The organism is Pseudomonas resinovorans NBRC 106553, from assembly GCF_000412695.1.
Classification (GTDB): Bacteria; Pseudomonadota; Gammaproteobacteria; order Pseudomonadales; family Pseudomonadaceae; genus Metapseudomonas; species Metapseudomonas resinovorans_A.
Genome location: NC_021499.1, coordinates 1,917,149 through 1,934,074 on the forward strand (window position 1 = coordinate 1,917,149; position 16,926 = coordinate 1,934,074).

Consider the following 16,926-nt stretch of genomic DNA (forward strand, 5'->3'; position numbering starts at 1 on the left):
TTATGTGCAACTGTTCAACGAGGTTGTTTCAGGCTGCGGGGACGGGCAACGACAGCCAGCCCTGGATCCTCTGCCAGTCCGACTCGAGGGCGGCGAAACGCGAGAGGGAAAGGGTGGAAAGGTCGGCGAAACTGCACTGCCCATCGACGACGAGATCGCGAATGGCGTGGCCGCTGGCCGGCGAGAGGCCGAAGCCGACGCCGGACATTGTGGCCACGGTGAGGTTCTCCAGTGCGGCGGGACGGTCGATGACCGGGCGGCCGTCCGGGGTGTTTTCGATGAACCCCGCCCAGCTGCGAATCATGCGTTTGTGCGCGATTTTCGGGAAGAGCTCGGCGAGCCGTTTGGCGATGTTGCATTGCAGAGGCGTCGACTGCGGTCGGGTGCCGTGCAGGTCGGCCAGCTCGACCCATTCGTGGGGGCCGCCGCCATAGGCCAGGTTGCCCCGCAGGGTTTGCCGGCCATACAGGCCATTGCCATCCACACCGCCCACCTCGATCAACGGCAGAGGCTCGGTGACGATCATTTCGGCGCGTGCGGTGACCAGGGGAATCTCCACCCCGAGCTGGGCCGCCAGCTCGCCGGTGTGCGGGCCGGCGGCGATCACCAACTGGTCGCAGGCGATCAGGCCATGGGAAGTGTGCACGCCGGTCACGCGGCCGCCTTGGCGAGCGAAACCGGTGACCGGGCAGTGCTCGACAACGCGGCCGCCGAGATTCTGCAGCGCCCAGGCATAGGCCTGTAGCGTGCGGTGTGGGTTGGCGTGGCCGCCGAGGTGGTAGTAGTAGCCGGCCAGCACGTTATCGCCGGCAAAGGGGACGAGATCGCGGACCTGTTGCGGGTCCAGGCGGTCGGCGCGCATCCCGTGGAAGGCGATTTCGTCGACGACCTTCAGGTCCAGGGAAAGCTGGTGCTCGTTGAGGGCGATGCTGATCCGGTCCGGGCGATACTCGGTCGGATACTCCAGCAGTTCGTCCAGCATCGGCCAGAGCCGTTGTTCCTCGAGGAACAGCGGGCTGTGATGGTGCGAGCAACCGCCGCCGTTGCGCCCGGAGGCACCCCAGCCGATCAGGCCCGCCTCGAGGACGAGCACATCGACCCCGTCCCGTGCCAGCCACCAGGCGGCGCTCAGCCCGGTCACGCCTCCACCCACGATTACGACGGACGCACCCTTGGGCGAATTCGCAAGTCTGTGCATCGTCTCAGCCCTCGTTGTCATGCAGTGAGTGGGGTTGCCCGGGCGTTTCCTGTGGGCGCCTGGCCGTGGTCTGCTGCCCGGCGCAGAGCCAGAACGGCGTCCACTGCGACGGCATGTCGAACCACGCATCCCATCGGTCTTGCATCTGCGGCACCTCCTCGATCTGCCCGGCCTGGCGCAGCGACAGTGGGCGGACGGGCGGGCGGAACGACGCCAGGGCGATCTCGGCGACGCTCACCCCCGAGTCGAGGCTGAGCAGCCCGGCCACCTGTTCACGGCAACGGCGTCCTTGGCAGGGCCCCATGCAGGCGCGGGTGAGGCGCTTGGTCACGTCCGGATTGGGCGAGTCCTTGTAGCTGCCCGGAATCGCGACGGCAGGGGGCCACCCGAGGTAGCGGGGCGGTTGCTGACCGATGATTTCGCGGGCGGTCACCTCTTCGCAGAGGCAGATGTACGGTTCGTTCTGCGCATGCAGCGCCGAGGCCCGCACCCAGTCCGCGCGGCGGGCGGCGATATCGCCGGCCGGCAGGTCGGGCAGCACTGCTTCTTCATCCTGCTCGATCTCGACACCCAGTGCGGCCAGGGCGGTCTGCGCGGCGATCCGGCCTTCGCGCCGGGCGATGTCCTCGTCGAGGCTTTTCGACGACCAGGCACCGGCGCAGTCGCCGGCCACCAGGACGTACGGCAACGAGGTGCGCAGCGCGGCGTCCGTGTCGGCGACGTGGCCACCGCGCTCGGCCTTGAACGAGGTGCTGCACCCCGCCGACTCCACCAGCTCGATGGCGGGTATGGCGGCCACGCCGAGCAGCACGCTGTCGCACTCGATTTCGCGTTGGGCGCCGTCGACGCGGTGGCCCGCCGAATCGACCGCCACCACGCTGACCCGCTTGACGCCCAAGGCATCGCCGCCGGCCTCGGCAATCACATGCCCGGTCAGCACCTGGGCGCCCTGTTCCACCAGCAGGCCGAGCAAGGCTGCATCGCCGCTCACCTCGGCGGCCTGCTCGACGATCGCGGCGATCCGTACACCCTTGCCGCTGAGGGCATGGGCGGTTGCCAGGGCGTGGGTGTCGCTGCCCAGCACCACGGCGATGCGCGACTCCAGCGCGCCATAGACCGTGGCCAGCCGGTGGGCGGCGCTGATGCCCATGACGCCGGGACGCTGCCAGCCGTCGAAGGCCAGGCCCATGTCCCGTCGTCCGGCGGCGACAATCACCTGGCGAAAGCGCAGCAGATAGGCGTTTTCGTCATCGGCCAGGCCTGCGACGGCGCCCGCTATCCAGGCCCGTGTGGGTTGTTGCGGGAACAGCCCCCAGACGGCGGTCCCGAGCCTGACGTCGACACCGGCTTCCAGCGCCTCGGCGATCTCCGGGCGGGCCTCGAGCAGGGTGTTGAGCACGCTGTTACGGTTGCTCACCGCCGCGCCCATCCGTCCACCGAAATGCAGCGGGACCTCTTCCCCCATGGTTTCCAGGGGGACCGGGTTCTCGTCCACCAGGGTGACGTTCAGGCCATGTCCGGCGGCGGTCAGGGCGGCGGCGAGCCCCGCCGGGCCCGCGCCGACGATGAGGATATCGGTCTCGTCCCTGATCGGCGGCGCCTTGCCAGCTACCGATGCGGGGTCGTAGTAGAGCGCTTGCTCGGGATGTCGTGTCACCGTATTCCCTCCCTGATGCCGTGGGTGTGCGAAATGAGGCGTGGGTATCACCTAGAACAGCGAGGAGGGCGGCTTGACGTCGCCCTCGGCAAAGCGCGACAGGCGTAGTTGGCGCATGTCCAGCCCCGGATCGCCGGTGTGGATCCAGTCGGCCAGTGTCTTGCCCACGATCGGGCCCATGGCGAAGCCGTGGCCGCAGAAGCCGGTTGCCACGGCCAGGCCGCGCGGCGACGTCTGCGCGTCGATGACCGGAATGCCGTCCGGCAAGACATCGATACCGCCCGCCCATTGCTCGACGATCTGCGTGTTCGCCTGGTAGGGGAAGGCGTCCTTGAGCGCGCGCAGCGCCGTTCGCAGGCCTTTGCCATTGGGTGGGGTAAAGGGCTCGCGCTGGTGGATACCGGGGCCGAGCTTTGAAGCTTCCGACCACGGCATGCGCTGCCGCAGATCCGTCAGGCAGGCGCCGTTCAGGTTGAAGCGGAACGACTTGCGGTGCGCCCAGAGCGAGGGCGCGTACCAGTGCAGGGCGCGCAGGTGGCCGAGCGTCATGTCCACGTCCACATGGGCGTCGTCGGCAATGTTGAAGCTGCCGTCGACGCGCTGGCGGAAGCCCACGCCGTTGGCGATGGTGGAGATGCCGCTCAGGGCGGGGCCCGGCGTGGTCCTGGCCACGGTGCCCCTGACCAGTTGTTGCGGCAGGGAGATACCGAGCAGGCGCAGCAGGCGGAAGGTGGTGATGCCGGCAGCGCAGACCACGGCTTTCGCCTTCACGTAGCCCCGTTCGGTTTCAACGCCCACCACCTGCCCGGCGGCGACGTCGATGCCCCTGGCGCCGCAGTGCTCGACGATGCGCACGCCGAGTTCCCGGGCGCGCATCGCGAAGGCGCGCGCCACCTGTGTGGGCTCGGCCTGTCCGTCGCTGGCGGTGAACAGGCCGCCCAGTTGCGGGACTGCATAGCCCGGCAGCTTGCGCTCCACCTCGCGCGGCGAAAGCATCACCGTATCGACTGAAAAGCTCCGGGCAACCGACAGCCAGGACTCGTAGCCCGCCCGCTCGGCCTCGTTGCCGGCAACGAACAGGCAGCCGTCGTTGCGCCAGCCGAGGTCTGCCTGGAGTTCGCGTTCCAGCTCGCGCCAGATGCCGATGCTGGCTTGCATCAGGGGCACTTCGGCTTCGTCGCGCGATTGCTGGCGCACGAAGCCCCAGGCCCGTGACGACTGCTGGCCCGCCAACAGGCTTTTCTCGAGGAGCAGCACCTTGGCGCCCGCCTTGCCGAGGTAGTAGGCACAGGCACAGCCCATCAGCCCACCGCCGATGATGGCGACATCCACTTCATCGGGCAGGCGGTCGTCGCGAGGGATCGAGAGGGCGGCAAATGCCGCTTCTGGACTGTTCATGAGGGGCACCGGTAGATTGTGGGCGGCGCGTCGTCGCGCGCCGGCGTCTGGCCCAAGAATGTGCCCCGGACGGCCGAAAGATAAGTGACGTATCGGCATTTATCCCATGTGAGGAACGCATAGAACGATGAGTCGCCAGCTGCCATCCATCGAGCTTCTGCAGGCGTTCCTGACCGTGGCCAAGACCGGCAACTTCGGCAAGGCCGGCGAGCAGCTCCACCTCAGCCAGAGCGCCGTTAGCCGCCAGGTGGCGCAGCTGGAGAGAAGCCTGGACAGCCGCCTGTTCGAGCGGCACACACGCAAGATCGTGCTGACCGCCGCCGGCACGTCGCTGGTGCCGGTTGCCGAGCAGGTCATCGGCCTGCTCTCGGATGCCTCGCACATGCTCGCCACGGCGGGGCGAAGCGTGAGCCTGCGGGCGCACCCGACCATGGCGACGCGCTGGCTGATTCCACGGCTGAGCGACTTCTATCGCCTGAATCCGGACGTCACCGTCAGCGTCGACACGGCCTATCAGAGCTTTCCCGACTTCGCCTTCGAATCGATCGACGCGATGATCACCTACGGCACCGCCACCTGGCCCGACTTCGAAGCGCTGGAGCTGTGGGAGGAGGAGCTGATCCCGGTGTGCGCGCCGGCCTTGCTCGCTGGCACCACCACGGAAGAAGTGCTCAAGACCGGGCGCTTGGTCGACGGCAGCATGGATCGCCTGGACTGGCGCCGCTGGGACGAGCTGTACCCGGGCTCGACAGGGTCCAATAACGGCCACCTGACCTTCGATACCCTGGAATCGGCCATCGTCGCCACCACCTGCGGCCAGGGCATCGCCCTGGTCGACCCCGTCATCACCCGCGATGAACTGCACCGCCAGCAACTGACCCGCGTCCACCCCGGCAACATCACCACCGGCGCGCGCTACACCCTGGTCTACCCCAAACGCGTGAAGCGCTCCCGCGGCTTTGCGGAGTTCCTCGAGTGGCTGGAGCAGGAAGTGGCTGGCTGACGCTCGTATTCCACGCTCGGACTTGATGGGTTTCGCAGGCTCTGCGGAGCGCCGCCCGACCCATCCTACGAGGCAGCCAACGGACTATTCGTAGGATGGGTAGAGCGCAGCGAAACCCATGCGGTCGGTGTGGTGGCTCGCCAGCCCCCCAATTGCACCCCTCGCACTCGAACTCGGGTACCTTGACGCCGTTTATGCAATGGAGCGTTGAACCATGGATATCTTCGACCGATTGAAAGCCGCTGCGACAGACGACTGGAACAGCTATGTGGACCATGCCTTCGTTCGCCAGATGGGCGCAGGGACATTGCCGCAGTCTGCGTTCCAGACCTATCTGGTGCAGGACTACCTGTTCCTGATCCAGTTCGCCCGGGCCTGGGCGCTGGCCGCCTACAAGAGCCGCACCCCGGCGGACATCCGCGCGGCCCAGGCGGGGCTGGCGGCGATTCTCGACGAGACCGACCTGCATGTGCGCTTGTGCGCTCGCTGGGGCCTCTCGCAGGAAGACATCGAATCGGCGCCGGAGCACCAGGCCACCGTGGCCTATACCCGCTACGTGCTGGACTGCGGCGCCGCCGGCGACCTACTGGAACTTCATGTGGCCCTGGCGCCCTGCGTGATCGGCTATGCCGAGATCGGCAATAACCTGACGCCCAATGGCATTGCGGCGCTGGCCGATCATCCCTACCGCGAGTGGATTGGCGAGTACGCAGGTGAGGTGTACCAAGGCGTGGCTGCAGCGGCGCGCAAGCACCTCGATGAATTGGCGGCGCGCAGCATGACCGAGCAGCGTTTCGACGAGCTGGTGGCCGTGTTCGCCAAGGCCTCGCGCCTGGAAGCGGAGTTCTGGCAGATGGGCCTGGACAGCGCACAGGCCTGACCCTGGCAGTGAAGCATCAGTAGGTCGGGCCGCGTCTCGCAGAGGTACGGAACCCAACGAACAGGCGTTTGGATTGAGCACTGATGGCGGACTGTGAAAAGTTGGAGGGCTCATTGGATTGGGGGAGGGCGGTCGCTTTCCTTCCCCAATCCAGGCACTTGCTCAATGGCAAGGGGCAGAGCGGAGTCGGAGCCAGGCCATGATGCCGATCAACAGCGAGGATGTCAGGGTGAGCACCAGAGGATTGAGCAACGTCGTCGGGTTGTATGACTCGATGGCCAGTATGGACAACACGTACTGAAGCGTGGCCAACACATAGAACCTGATGCTTTCCTCGTTAGGTGCAACTATCGCTTTTCTCAGCGTCATGTAGAACGCAGCGATGTCGATCAGCGTGACCACGACTACGGCAGCCAGCGGGCTGTCGGTCAGCACCCATATTGGAATAGCGAGCATCGCCGCGATGAACGCAATCCAATCGCCCTTGGAGATGTAGCGGGTCCCGGTTCGATAGGAAAGTCCGACAACGAGAAAGCAAAGCAACGCGACTAGCGCCATTGCCCAGGCTCCCGGGCCGGCATCGGCCGACCATTGTGCAACTGCGACGATACCGGCGCTTACACCCCAGATGAGGTATGAAAAAACGTGTGGTCGGAGCTGCTTGCGGTAGATCGACCGACAGTAGGGGGTGTACTGCACAAGCGTAACCAGTAGCGAAATAACGCCCAGTATTTCCTTATTCATTGTCATTTTCCCCTGCCAGCGATTTGGCTATCTGCTTGGCTACGGCCAGTCCCATCTCATTACAAAATGGAAGACCTGCGTGGTTCTTTCGTGATTAGTGAAAGTACGTAGTGGAGTTCTGATGCTCAATGTGCTGGTTTGTCTCTGTTCTGGAATAGGAATTTTCTCGGTGATTTCTGGGATTTTTCGCTATAGGTGGATGGGTTGTTAGTTTTTACTGGAGTAGTTGTTTTTGGTTGTTATGTTTTTTTGATATATGTTTTTTGGTGGCGAGCTTGGGCGGTAGTGGTTTTTGCGTGCATGGTGTGGTTAGGGGCGAATTTGCCGTTGTTGAGTGCTGTCGTGTTCGTTTAGAGGGTATTGAGTGCTAATACCTTAGTGCTAGTGCGATGGTGTTAACTGCCTTCTTTGGTAGCGGGTTCTATTTGTTTTCTTGACGAACTTGCAGCTAACTCGCGAATCTTTACCGCCAGAAAAAACCAAAAACAACAATAACGACTCGGCGTATTTCGCTGCGTCAATGGAAAAGGAGTTCAGTGATGCTGGGTTACTACGCGCAATACAGCCGGGAATACATCGCCACCCTGATGGTACTGACCACTCTATTCTTTGCCCTGCCCATCTTCATCGCTCCGCTCAGCTGGGCACGGCTCATGCGCTGGACCATCCCGGAGCATGACCACCTGGCCATCTACTTCGGCCGCTGCCTGGGTGCTTTCATTCTCGTTATCGAAATTGCCATGTTGCGCTCGGTAGTCACCGGCACTGGCTTCAGCTACGCCTTCGATCTGCTGTTCCTGGTGTTCGCCCTGATGTTCGTCGTGCATGTCTACGGCGCCATCAAGCGCATCCAGCCGATTACCGAAACCCTGGAAATCGGCTTCTGGATGATCCTCTTCGTGCTCAACGTGCTGTTCTACCCGGCCAGCAGCATCACGCTATAGGTTTCGCGCTCGTCCGTACGCCCTGGCGGGGTACTGGCCACTGGCTAGACTTCAGCGGAACACGCCTCGCCGTGTTCCCTCGCGGCGGGAAGTCTGGCGTGTCATCGTCAATGACTACCGGGCTGGTTCCGGGAGGAGGCGGGCGTGGACAAGCAGCCAAGGGCAGGCATCTCGCGGCGTCATTTCCTGGGGAGCGGCATGGTCCTGCTGGGCGGTGGGCTGCTCGCCGGGCCCACCTTCGCGCAGCCAGGCTGCGCCGTGACCCAGGGCGACATCCTCGGCCCTTACTACCGTTTCGGTGCACCTTTCCAGTCACGCCTGGCCGGGCCGGAGGAGCCGGGGGAGCGCCTGCTGGTGAGCGGCACCGTGTTCAGTTCGGACTGCCGCACGCCCATCCCCAATGCGCTGGTGGAAATCTGGCAGGCCAACGGTGCCGGCCTCTATGACACCGAAACCCCCGGCAACTACACCGACAAGGGCAACTTCCACCTGCGGGGCATGCTCTACACCGATGCGCAGGGCAAGTACCGCATCGAGACCGTCATGCCCGGCCGCTACCCCGTGCCGCCGAACCTGCCGGGGCTGGAGAAGTACGGCGGGTTGATGCGCCCCGCGCATATCCATTTCCGGGTCATGGAGTCGCTCCATGTGCCCGTTACCCTGCAGCTCTACTTCAAGGGCGACCCCTTCATCGCCGGTGACCCCTGGGCCCACGAGCGGACCACCAACATCATCGAGCTGGAACAGGACGGCGAGCTGCGCCGTGGGCTGTTCGATATCGTGCTGGCGCGGGGCTTTGGTTGAGTGGGGCAAGCCGCGAAATTGCGCGAGCTGGCCTGCGAAACCCGTCGACATCTCTGCGATGGGTCCCGCAGGCTCAACCGACGTGGGTCAGCCGATCACCTGGGGCGGCGTGTGCAGCAGTCGCGGGCAATCGCGTAACTGCAGCCAGGTATTTCCGCGCCAATGCAGCACCTCCAGCTCCCGGTCCAGCCACTGCATCAGGGCGCGGTAGGGCAACTGGCCGCCGATGCGCGCTTCGTGGCGCAGGCGCGGCACCACCTGCTGGGTGAGCCATTGGCGGATGCAGCGGTTTTCCGGGTGGTAGTAGAGAATCAGCACGGCGTACACGCCGGACTCGCTGATCAGCAGGTCTTCCTCATAGTCCCCATGGCTGTTGCGCAGCCAGGCGCGTTGCAGCTGGTCTTCGTCCAGATTGCGCTGCACTCGCTCGGGCTGAAGCGGGTGGTTGATCAGCCGCGCCAGGTCGCTGGCGACAAACCAGGCTTCATCGTCCAGCAGCACGGCGCGCAGCTGGCGCTTGTGGCGGATGAACTGGGCGGGCATCAGGACTTCGGCGTCCGGGGGAGGGGCGGGGTGGAACTGGGGGAACTCGGGCATATCCATTTACCTCTGCTTGATTGAACAGCTTTCTTAGGGCTGTTGGAGTCGGGAGCTAAGAAACCCCAAGCAGAGGGCCGGACGTATTCCCCTTTCGGGTCTTGTATTAGCCCGCTCCCGACAGAGCAGAGTTTTGTGCGGGCGCGAGTATGCCGCAGGCACAAAAAAGCCGCTGAGCTTTCGGGAGCGGTTGGTCCGCTGCTTGAGTAAGCGTTTCTTAGGCGCCGAGGACAGAGGTTATGGGTGGAGCGGGGGAGAGGGAAGGCAGTTGGAGTGTGGGATTTGGCTGATTGGTAGGCGGGAAATCATCTACTTTGATCACCGCACTGAGGGGGAGTGATGTCTGGTGATGAGTGTTTTTTTGATTTTGTTTTCAGGCGGGTGAATGAAAATTCATTCACCCTGATCCTGTTCTAAGCGTAATTAGCTTGCGCTCTCTTCTGCCTCTCGTTGTGTGATTGCGTTTCCACACCCCGGGCAAGTGTTTCTCTCCCACGCATGCTTCATCTTGGGCGTGATCTCGAATCCGCATGTCCGGCAGGGGAACATTTCACCCTCCGTAAGCTTGCGTTGTTTGATTATTTTGCAAGGGTCATAAATGTATCTTCTGACTCTGTTGTGAATGTCTTCGTACCTTGTAATGAACTGAAATTTCTTGTCTCTTTGATGGTGGTCGTAGGTACAAGAGTAACTCAGAGCATATATGGATAATTTGTTTTTGATAGAGCTTTCTTTTGCGCTTACTCGATCCATTCGTTTGTGAAGTAGTCGCTGATAAATTAGCTCGGAGAAATCTATTTCTGCCAGCGCTGAATGATTTTCAGGTGTTTCCTCCACCGCGACATGACTCGTTTTGTTTCTTATTGCGAAGTCTTCTAGATCTCTCCAGGCAGCCATTGCGTGCGGGGTCGAATTGAAATTGAGTAGCTTCTTTTCTCCATCGGACTTTATGGCATCTTTGATCATGGAGGCCGAGACGTATTGGAATGCCCCGCCACGCTTAAGAGGCATACTTCTGTATGCTACGAATTCACTCCATGCGTGGACAAGAATTGTACCGAAATCTCGAGGGTTCCCCATTGACCCCATAATCAGTAACTCGAAGTTCTTCTTGTTGTTGATAAGGACTGAGTTAGATATGTCTGGCCTATGCAGGTGGTGCTGGAGGCGTTTGTCAATAAAGTCTTGGAAATACTTTATGCATGATTGTTGGTCGCTTTCATATATGAGCGATTCGTCCAAGTCTATTCGGTGCTGAAGATCATTTCCGATAGAGAGGGGGTGTAGTGTTCCACGATAGGGTACGTATGCAATCCAGAAGTAAATAGGATTATCAATTATTTTATTTATATAGTTGGCAAGAAATTTTTGTGCATCATTTTCGTAGTAAAGTTTTTCCCATTCATCGATATAGAATGTTATTGTTTTTATTTTTAGTGTTTTAATTATTTTATTTAATGTGGTGGAGATGTGTTCTATGTCTAGGTAGCTTATATATTTGGAGGATGAATCGCCCCTAGTTTCGTAGACACCTCCAAGCCTCATAATGAGGCCCATTAGGAGGTGCCATGAGCAACCAGCGTTACCCCGAAGAATTCAAAATCGAAGCGGTCAAACAAGTGACCGAGCGCGGCCTCCCCGTAGCCGAGGTGGCAGCGCGGTTAGGCATGTCGGTGCATAGCCTGTATGCCTGGATCAAGCGCTACGGCAAGCCCCAGGCGCAGCGGCAGCAAGACGACGATCAGCAGGCCGAACTGCGTCGTCTGCGCGCCGAACTCAAGCGAGTGACCGAAGAGCGAGACATCCTAAAAAAGGCCGCCGCGTACTTTGCCAAGGAGTCCGGCTGAAGTACGCCTTCATCAGCAAGCTGTCGGTGGAGTACCCGGTTCGACGTCTCTGCCAGACCCTGAAAGTGCATCCCAGCGGTTACTACGCCTGGCTGACCGAGCCGAAATCCGTACGCGCCAAGGAAGATCAGCGCCTACTCGGGTTGATCAAACATGCCTGGCTGGAAAGCGGTGGGGTCTACGGCTATCGCAAGATTCACGACGACCTGCGTGAGCTGGGGGAGTCCTGTGGCCGGCACCGCGTGGCTCGCCTGATGCGAGGAGAAGGGCTGCGCTCACAGACCGGCTATCGGCGGCGCCCCGGCTATTACGGCGGCCGGCCAACGGTGGCTTCGCCCAATCGCCTGGAGCGGCAATTCAACGTTAGTGAACCGAACAAGGTCTGGGTCACCGACATCACCTACATCCGCACCTATGAAGGCTGGCTGTATTTGGCGGTGGTGCTGGATCTGTTTTCACGCCAGGTGATCGGCTGGTCGATGAAGCCACGGATGTGCAGCGACCTGGCTATCGATGCCCTGTTGATGGCGGTGTGGCGGCGCAAGCCCAAGCAGGAAGTGATGATCCACTCCGACCAGGGCAGCCAGTTCAGCAGCTCGGACTGGCAGAGCTTCCTCAAGGCCAACAACCTGATCAGCAGCATGAGTCGACGCGGTAACTGCCACGACAACGCGGTGGCGGAAAGCTTTTTCCAGTTGCTGAAGCGGGAACGCATCCGACGAAAAACCTACGGCACCCGCGAAGAAGCCCGGAGTGATGTGTTCGATTACATCGAGATGTTTTATAACCCCAAACGCCGGCACAGCAGCGCTATGCAGCTATCGCCAGTGGAGTTTGAAAAGCGTTATTTCCAGAGCTTGGAGAGTGTCTAGGAAAGCCGGGGCGATTCATTTAGATATATGGTGAGATTGCCGTGGTCGAATATGTTTTGGTTGACTTTGTGGCGTGCTAGAAGGAATAAGTGAGTTTTTCCAGTCCCGCGGAGACCTTGCAATACCCCACTGGAAGATCCTGTGTGGGAAATCAGTTTGCTTAAGTTGTCCTTGACGTCTACATGGGTTTCGGAAAGTTCATTTATTTTTTCTGCAGAAGCATCAAGGCTCAAATCAAAGTCGGCGCGAAGGTCAGAAAATGATTTTGTTATTTTGCGTACGAGATCTTGGTCTTTCACAATATCTCGTAGTTTGACTTTTTGTTTGGACATAGTCGTCTTAGAATAAAAAAGCCCCGCACTTGGCGGGGCTATAACCTTTCTTTTGCTGCCCCAAATTTCCATTTCAGGTAAAGCGTTTATATTTTCCTAATGTCTTGACCCGGACTCAATCCCAGCTCAGCGCACCGCCGGTCTGGTACTCGATGACGCGAGTTTCGAAGAAGTTCTTCTCTTTCTTCAGGTCCATGATTTCGGACATCCACGGGAACGGGTTGCTGGTGCCCGGGTATTCCTCTTTCAGGCCGATCTGGGTCAGGCGGCGGTTGGCGATGAACTTGAGGTAGTCCTCCATCATGGCCGCGTTCATGCCCAGTACGCCGCGCGGCATGGTGTCGCGTGCGTATTCGATTTCCAGTTGGGTGCCCTGGAGGATCATCTGGGTGGCTTCGTCCTTCATCTGGGCATCCCACAGGTGCGGGTTTTCGATCTTGATCTGGTTGATCACGTCGATGCCGAAGTTCAGGTGCATGGATTCGTCGCGCAGGATGTACTGGAACTGCTCGGCGGTGCCGGTCATCTTGTTGCGGCGGCCCATGGAGAGGATCTGGGTGAAGCCGCAGTAGAAGAAGATGCCTTCCAGTACGCAGTAGTAGGCGATCAGGTTGCGCAGGAACTGGCGGTCGGTCTCCGGGGTGCCGGTCTTGAACTCGGGGTCGGAGATCGAGCGGGTGTACTTGAGGCCCCAGGACGCTTTCTTCGCGACGCTCGGGATCTCGTGGTACATGTTGAAGATCTCGCCTTCATCCATGCCCAGGGACTCGATGCAGTACTGGTAGGCGTGGGTGTGGATCGCCTCTTCGAAGGCCTGGCGCAGGATGTACTGGCGGCATTCGGGGTTGGTGATCAGGCGGTACACGGCCAGCACCAGGTTGTTGGCAACCAGGGAGTCGGCGGTGGAGAAGAAGCCGAGGTTGCGCATCACGATGCGGCGCTCGTCTTCGCTGAGGCCGTCCTTGCTCTTCCACAGGGCAATGTCGGCGTTCATGTTCACTTCCTGCGGCATCCAGTGGTTGGCGCAACCATCCAGATACTTCTGCCAGGCCCAGTCGTACTTGAAGGGTACGAGCTGGTTGAGGTCGGCGCGGGCGTTGATCATCTGCTTGTCGCCAACCTGCACGCGCGCGGCGGAGCCTTCGAGGTCGTCCAGGCCTTCCTGGATGTCGAGGGCGTCCAGGGCCTTCTTGGCGCGGGCGACGGCGTCGGAGTCGTCGGCCGAGACGGCGCGGGCTTCTTCAACGGAGCCGGCGGCTTCGTTGTCGAGCTTGTCGATGGCCTTGGCGGCGGCCTGGGCAACGGCGGGGGCTGCCTTGGCTTCGGTGGGGTCTTCTTTGTCGAATTCGTCCCAGCTGAGCATTGTTCCTCTCCTGGTTGGCGTGGATGGTGGCGCACGCTAAAGCGGTGGTTCATGGCCGGGCGGTGAATTGCCCTGGCTTGTGCACACCCGGTTTGCGGGTGTGATTATTCGGATATCGGTGCTGCCTGAGGTTTCCCTCTCCCGATCGCGGTCCGCCCCGGCCCCTCTCCCGGAGGGAGAGGGGAGGGGTTTTCCCGGTCGAGCGTGGTGCTGTGCGAGTGACCGCTAGGCGCCCGGTTGGCTGGAGCCCCTGAGCGTACGTCTGTACGTGATGGGGGCCAGCCAGCCGGGCAACAACGCGGGCGCCGCTCAGCGACGCGCGCTTATTGGCACGCTTCGCAGTCGGGGTTGTCGATGGAGCACGCACTGGGCACCGGAGCCGGCGCCGGCGCTGCAGCCGGAGCGGCCTGCAGGGTCTCGCTGCCACCAGCCGACACGGCGTTGAGCTTGCCGGTGTTGATGGTGGATTTCTCGGTGCTGGTGGCGGCCAGGGCACGGAGGTAGTAGGTGGTTTTCAGGCCACGGTACCAAGCCATGCGGTAGGTCACGTCGAGCTTCTTGCCCGAGGCGCCGGCGATGTAGAGGTTCAGGGACTGGGCCTGATCGATCCACTTCTGGCGGCGGCTGGCGGCGTCGACGATCCACTTGGTCTCGACTTCGAAGGCGGTGGCGTACAGGTCTTTCAGGTCTTGCGGGATGCGCTCGATCTGCTGCACGGAGCCGTCGTAGTACTTCAGGTCGTTGACCATGACCGGGTCCCACAGGCCACGGGCCTTGAGGTCGTGTACCAGGTAGGGGTTGATCACGGTGAACTCGCCGGAGAGGTTCGATTTCACGTAGAGGTTCTGGTAGGTCGGCTCGATGGACTGCGATACGCCGGTGATGTTGGCGATGGTCGCGGTCGGCGCGATGGCCATGATGTTCGAGTTACGAATACCTTTCTGTACGCGAGCACGTACCGGGGCCCAGTCCAGGGACTCGGTCAGGTCGACGTCGATGTACTTCTGGCCACGGGCTTCGATCAGGATCTGCTGGGAGTCCAGCGGCAGGATGCCTTTGGACCACAGGGAACCCTCGAAGGTCTCGTAGGCGCCACGCTCGTCGGCCAGGTCGCAGGAAGCCTGGATGGCGAAGTAGCTCACCGCTTCCATGGACTTGTCGGCGAACTCGATGGCGGCGTCGGAACCGTAGGCGATGTGCTGCAGGTACAGGGCGTCCTGGAAGCCCATGATGCCGAGGCCCACCGGACGGTGCTTGAGGTTCGAGTTGCGCGCCTGCGGGACCGAGTAGTAGTTGATGTCGATGACGTTATCGAGCATGCGCACTGCGGTCTTGACGGTCTTCTCGAGCTTGGCGGTGTCCAGCTTGCCATTGACGATGTGGTTGACCAGGTTGACCGAGCCCAGGTTGCAGACCGCGATCTCGTCCTTGTTGGTGTTCAGGGTGATCTCGGTGCACAGGTTGGAGCTGTGGACCACGCCCACGTGCTGCTGCGGGCTGCGCAGGTTGCACGGGTCCTTGAAGGTCAGCCACGGGTGGCCGGTCTCGAAGAGCATCGAGAGCATCTTGCGCCACAGGTCTTTGGCCTGGATGGTCTTGAACAGCTTGATCTTGCCGTACTGGGTCAGGGCTTCGTAGTACTCGTAGCGCTCTTCGAAGGCCTTGCCGGTCAGGTCGTGCAGGTCCGGTACTTCGGAGGGCGAGAACAGGGTCCACTGGCCATCGTCGAACACGCGCTTCATGAACAGGTCGGGAATCCAGTTCGCGGTGTTCATGTCGTGGGTACGGCGACGGTCGTCACCGGTGTTCTTGCGCAGCTCGATGAACTCTTCGATGTCCATGTGCCAGGTTTCGAGGTACGCGCAGACGGCGCCCTTGCGCTTGCCACCCTGGTTCACGGCGACGGCGGTGTCGTTCACCACTTTCAGGAAGGGGACCACGCCCTGGGATTTGCCGTTGGTGCCCTTGATGTAGGAGCCCAGCGCACGGACCGGCGTCCAGTCGTTGCCCAGGCCACCGGCGAATTTCGACAGCATGGCGTTGTCGTGGATGGCGCTGTAGATGCCCGACAGGTCGTCCGGCACGGTGGTCAGGTAGCAGGACGACAGCTGCGGACGCAGGGTACCGGCGTTGAACAGGGTCGGGGTGGAGCTCATGTAGTCGAAGGACGACAGCAGGTTGTAGAACTCGATGGCGCGTTCTTCTTTCTGCTTCTCTTCGATGGCCAGGCCCATGGCCACGCGCATGAAGAAGACCTGCGGCAGTTCGAAGCGGATGCCGTCCTTGTGGATGAAGTAACGGTCGTACAGGGTCTGCAGGCCGAGGTAGGTGAACTGCTGGTCACGCTCGTGGTTGATGGCCTTGCCCAGTTTTTCCAGGTCGAAGGTCTTCAGCTGCGGGTCGAGCAGCTCGAACTCCACGCCCTTTTCCACGTAGGCCGGCAGGGCCTTGGCGTAGAGGTCGGCCATTTCGTGGTGGGTGGCGCTTTCGGCAACGCCGAGAAAGCCCAGGGCTTCGGCGCGCAAGGTGTCCATCAGCAGGCGGGCGGTGACGTAGGAGTAGTTCGGCTCGCGCTCTACCAGGGTGCGGGCGGTCATCACCAGGGCGGTGTTGACGTCCTTCTCGGCCACGCCGTCGTAGAGGTTCTTCAGGGTTTCGCGCTCGATCAGGCCGCCGTCGACTTCGGCCAGGGCCTCGCAGGCTTCGCTGATGATGGTGTTCAGGCGGCCCATGTCCAGCGGCACGAGGCTGCCGTCGGCGCGGGTGATGCGGATGCTCGGGTGCGGCTGGGCGACTTCGCTGTCGGCGCTGCGCTTGGAGCGCTCCTGGGCACGGGATTCGCGGTAGATCACGTAGTCGCGGGCGACTTTCTGCTCGCCGGCGCGCATCAGGGACAGTTCGACCTGGTCCTGGATCTCTTCGATATGGATGGTGCCGCCCGACGGCATGCGACGCTTGAAGGTCGCGGTGACCTGCTCGGTCAGGCGCGCGACGGTTTCATGGATACGCGAAGAAGCAGCGGCAGTACCGCCTTCCACGGCGAGGAACGCTTTGGTGATGGCAACGGTGATCTTGTCGTCGGTGTACGGGACGACGGTGCCGTTGCGTTTGATCACGCGCAGCTGGCCGGGCGCGGTGGCGGCCAGATCCTGGATGGAATCTGCTGCCTGGGGCGCTGCGGCCTGCGGGTTCTCGCGAGTGGTGTCGGTCTGCATGGGGTTCTCCATGTTCTGATTTATCTAAGGGCGCACGAGCCGCCTTCATTCCCTTTTCACAACGTCATACGC

General features: G+C 61.5%; 13 protein-coding genes and 1 pseudogene. 5 read left to right on the plus strand and 9 right to left on the minus strand.

Going from position 1 to position 16,926, the window contains the following annotated elements; all coding sequences use genetic code 11:
- Positions 1-28 precede the first annotated feature (28 nt).
- The 3 genes and pseudogenes from PCA10_RS08840 to PCA10_RS08850 all read right to left on the minus strand — a co-directional run bounded on the left by PCA10_RS08840 (position 29) and on the right by PCA10_RS08850 (position 4,253).
- Positions 29-1,327: an NAD(P)/FAD-dependent oxidoreductase gene (locus PCA10_RS08840; RefSeq protein ID WP_331711922.1), complete on the minus strand. Its 1,299-nt coding sequence runs from the start codon at positions 1,325-1,327 to the stop codon at positions 29-31.
- A gap of 523 nt (positions 1,328-1,850) precedes the next feature.
- Positions 1,851-2,906, minus strand: a pseudogene (locus tag PCA10_RS31240) (FAD-dependent oxidoreductase); the annotation flags it as partial.
- Positions 2,907-4,253, minus strand: a complete 1,347-nt coding sequence (locus PCA10_RS08850) for an NAD(P)/FAD-dependent oxidoreductase (protein ID WP_016491721.1) — start codon at positions 4,251-4,253, stop codon at positions 2,907-2,909. It abuts the pseudogene before it with no gap.
- A gap of 127 nt (positions 4,254-4,380) precedes the next feature.
- Here PCA10_RS08850 and PCA10_RS29215 point away from each other — a divergent pair, with 127 nt between their 5' ends.
- A complete protein-coding gene (locus PCA10_RS29215; RefSeq protein WP_016491722.1) occupies positions 4,381-5,256 on the plus strand; it encodes a LysR family transcriptional regulator in 876 nt (291 codons plus the stop codon).
- A 214-nt stretch (positions 5,257-5,470) separates the two neighbouring features.
- Complete coding sequence (gene tenA / locus PCA10_RS08860) at positions 5,471-6,136, plus strand: thiaminase II (RefSeq protein ID WP_016491723.1); 666 nt, start codon at positions 5,471-5,473, stop codon at positions 6,134-6,136.
- 162 nt (positions 6,137-6,298) lie between these two features.
- Here the strand turns inward: tenA and PCA10_RS08865 are convergent, their stop codons facing one another.
- The gene (locus tag PCA10_RS08865; RefSeq protein WP_051148029.1) at positions 6,299-6,880 is read right to left on the minus strand and encodes a hypothetical protein; all 582 of its coding nucleotides are present in this window, start codon (positions 6,878-6,880) and stop codon (positions 6,299-6,301) included.
- A 539-nt stretch (positions 6,881-7,419) separates the two neighbouring features.
- Between PCA10_RS08865 and PCA10_RS08870 the strand changes: the two genes are divergently transcribed.
- Together PCA10_RS08870 and PCA10_RS08875 are read left to right on the plus strand one after the other, a co-directional pair.
- Positions 7,420-7,824 carry a hypothetical protein gene (locus PCA10_RS08870; protein WP_016491725.1) on the plus strand — a complete coding sequence of 135 codons (405 nt, stop codon included), beginning with the start codon at positions 7,420-7,422 and terminating at the stop codon, positions 7,822-7,824.
- 144 nt (positions 7,825-7,968) lie between these two features.
- On the plus strand, positions 7,969-8,628 hold the full coding sequence (locus PCA10_RS08875) for a dioxygenase family protein (protein ID WP_016491726.1): 660 nt from the start codon (positions 7,969-7,971) through the stop codon (positions 8,626-8,628).
- An 87-nt stretch (positions 8,629-8,715) separates the two neighbouring features.
- Here the strand turns inward: PCA10_RS08875 and PCA10_RS08880 are convergent, their stop codons facing one another.
- Positions 8,716-9,231, minus strand: a complete 516-nt coding sequence (locus PCA10_RS08880) for a BRO-N domain-containing protein (protein ID WP_016491727.1) — start codon at positions 9,229-9,231, stop codon at positions 8,716-8,718.
- Positions 9,232-9,648: 417 nt separating this feature from the next.
- Positions 9,649-10,782: a hypothetical protein gene (locus PCA10_RS30250; protein ID WP_016491728.1), complete on the minus strand. Its 1,134-nt coding sequence runs from the start codon at positions 10,780-10,782 to the stop codon at positions 9,649-9,651.
- Between the two features lie 11 nt (positions 10,783-10,793).
- Here PCA10_RS30250 and PCA10_RS08890 point away from each other — a divergent pair.
- A protein-coding gene (locus PCA10_RS08890; RefSeq protein ID WP_144276949.1) for an IS3 family transposase occupies positions 10,794-11,944 on the plus strand; the annotation gives its coding sequence in 2 pieces (ribosomal slippage) (positions 10,794-11,031 and positions 11,031-11,944; 1,152 coding nt in all).
- Here PCA10_RS08890 and PCA10_RS30255 read toward each other — a convergent pair.
- The 3 genes from PCA10_RS30255 to PCA10_RS08900 form a co-directional block, all read right to left on the minus strand.
- Positions 11,941-12,243, minus strand: a complete 303-nt coding sequence (locus PCA10_RS30255) for a hypothetical protein (protein ID WP_144276957.1) — start codon at positions 12,241-12,243, stop codon at positions 11,941-11,943. The genes PCA10_RS08890 and PCA10_RS30255 overlap by 4 nt on opposite strands.
- A 148-nt stretch (positions 12,244-12,391) precedes the next feature.
- Positions 12,392-13,639 (minus strand): ribonucleotide-diphosphate reductase subunit beta, encoded by a 1,248-nt coding sequence (locus PCA10_RS08895; RefSeq protein ID WP_016491730.1) that lies wholly within the window; start codon positions 13,637-13,639, stop codon positions 12,392-12,394.
- A gap of 323 nt (positions 13,640-13,962) precedes the next feature.
- A complete protein-coding gene (locus tag PCA10_RS08900; protein WP_016491731.1) occupies positions 13,963-16,854 on the minus strand; it encodes a ribonucleoside-diphosphate reductase subunit alpha in 2,892 nt (963 codons plus the stop codon).
- Between the last annotated feature and the right edge of the window lie 72 nt (positions 16,855-16,926).

Coding starts and splice junctions, on each gene's coding strand:
- PCA10_RS08840 (WP_331711922.1), bottom strand. CDS start 1,327: ATGCGTGGTTCGACATGCCGTCGCAGTGGACGCCGTTCTGGCTCTGCG.
- PCA10_RS08895 (WP_016491730.1), bottom strand. CDS start 13,639: ATGCTCAGCTGGGACGAATTCGACAAAGAAGACCCCACCGAAGCCAAG.
- PCA10_RS08850 (WP_016491721.1), bottom strand. CDS start 4,253: ATGAACAGTCCAGAAGCGGCATTTGCCGCCCTCTCGATCCCTCGCGAC.
- PCA10_RS30250 (WP_016491728.1), bottom strand. CDS start 10,782: ATGGGCCTCATTATGAGGCTTGGAGGTGTCTACGAAACTAGGGGCGAT.
- PCA10_RS08900 (WP_016491731.1), bottom strand. CDS start 16,854: ATGCAGACCGACACCACTCGCGAGAACCCGCAGGCCGCAGCGCCCCAG.
- PCA10_RS08870 (WP_016491725.1), top strand. CDS start 7,420: ATGCTGGGTTACTACGCGCAATACAGCCGGGAATACATCGCCACCCTG.
- PCA10_RS08865 (WP_051148029.1), bottom strand. CDS start 6,880: ATGAATAAGGAAATACTGGGCGTTATTTCGCTACTGGTTACGCTTGTG.
- PCA10_RS08880 (WP_016491727.1), bottom strand. CDS start 9,231: ATGGATATGCCCGAGTTCCCCCAGTTCCACCCCGCCCCTCCCCCGGAC.
- tenA (WP_016491723.1), top strand. CDS start 5,471: ATGGATATCTTCGACCGATTGAAAGCCGCTGCGACAGACGACTGGAAC.
- PCA10_RS29215 (WP_016491722.1), top strand. CDS start 4,381: ATGAGTCGCCAGCTGCCATCCATCGAGCTTCTGCAGGCGTTCCTGACC.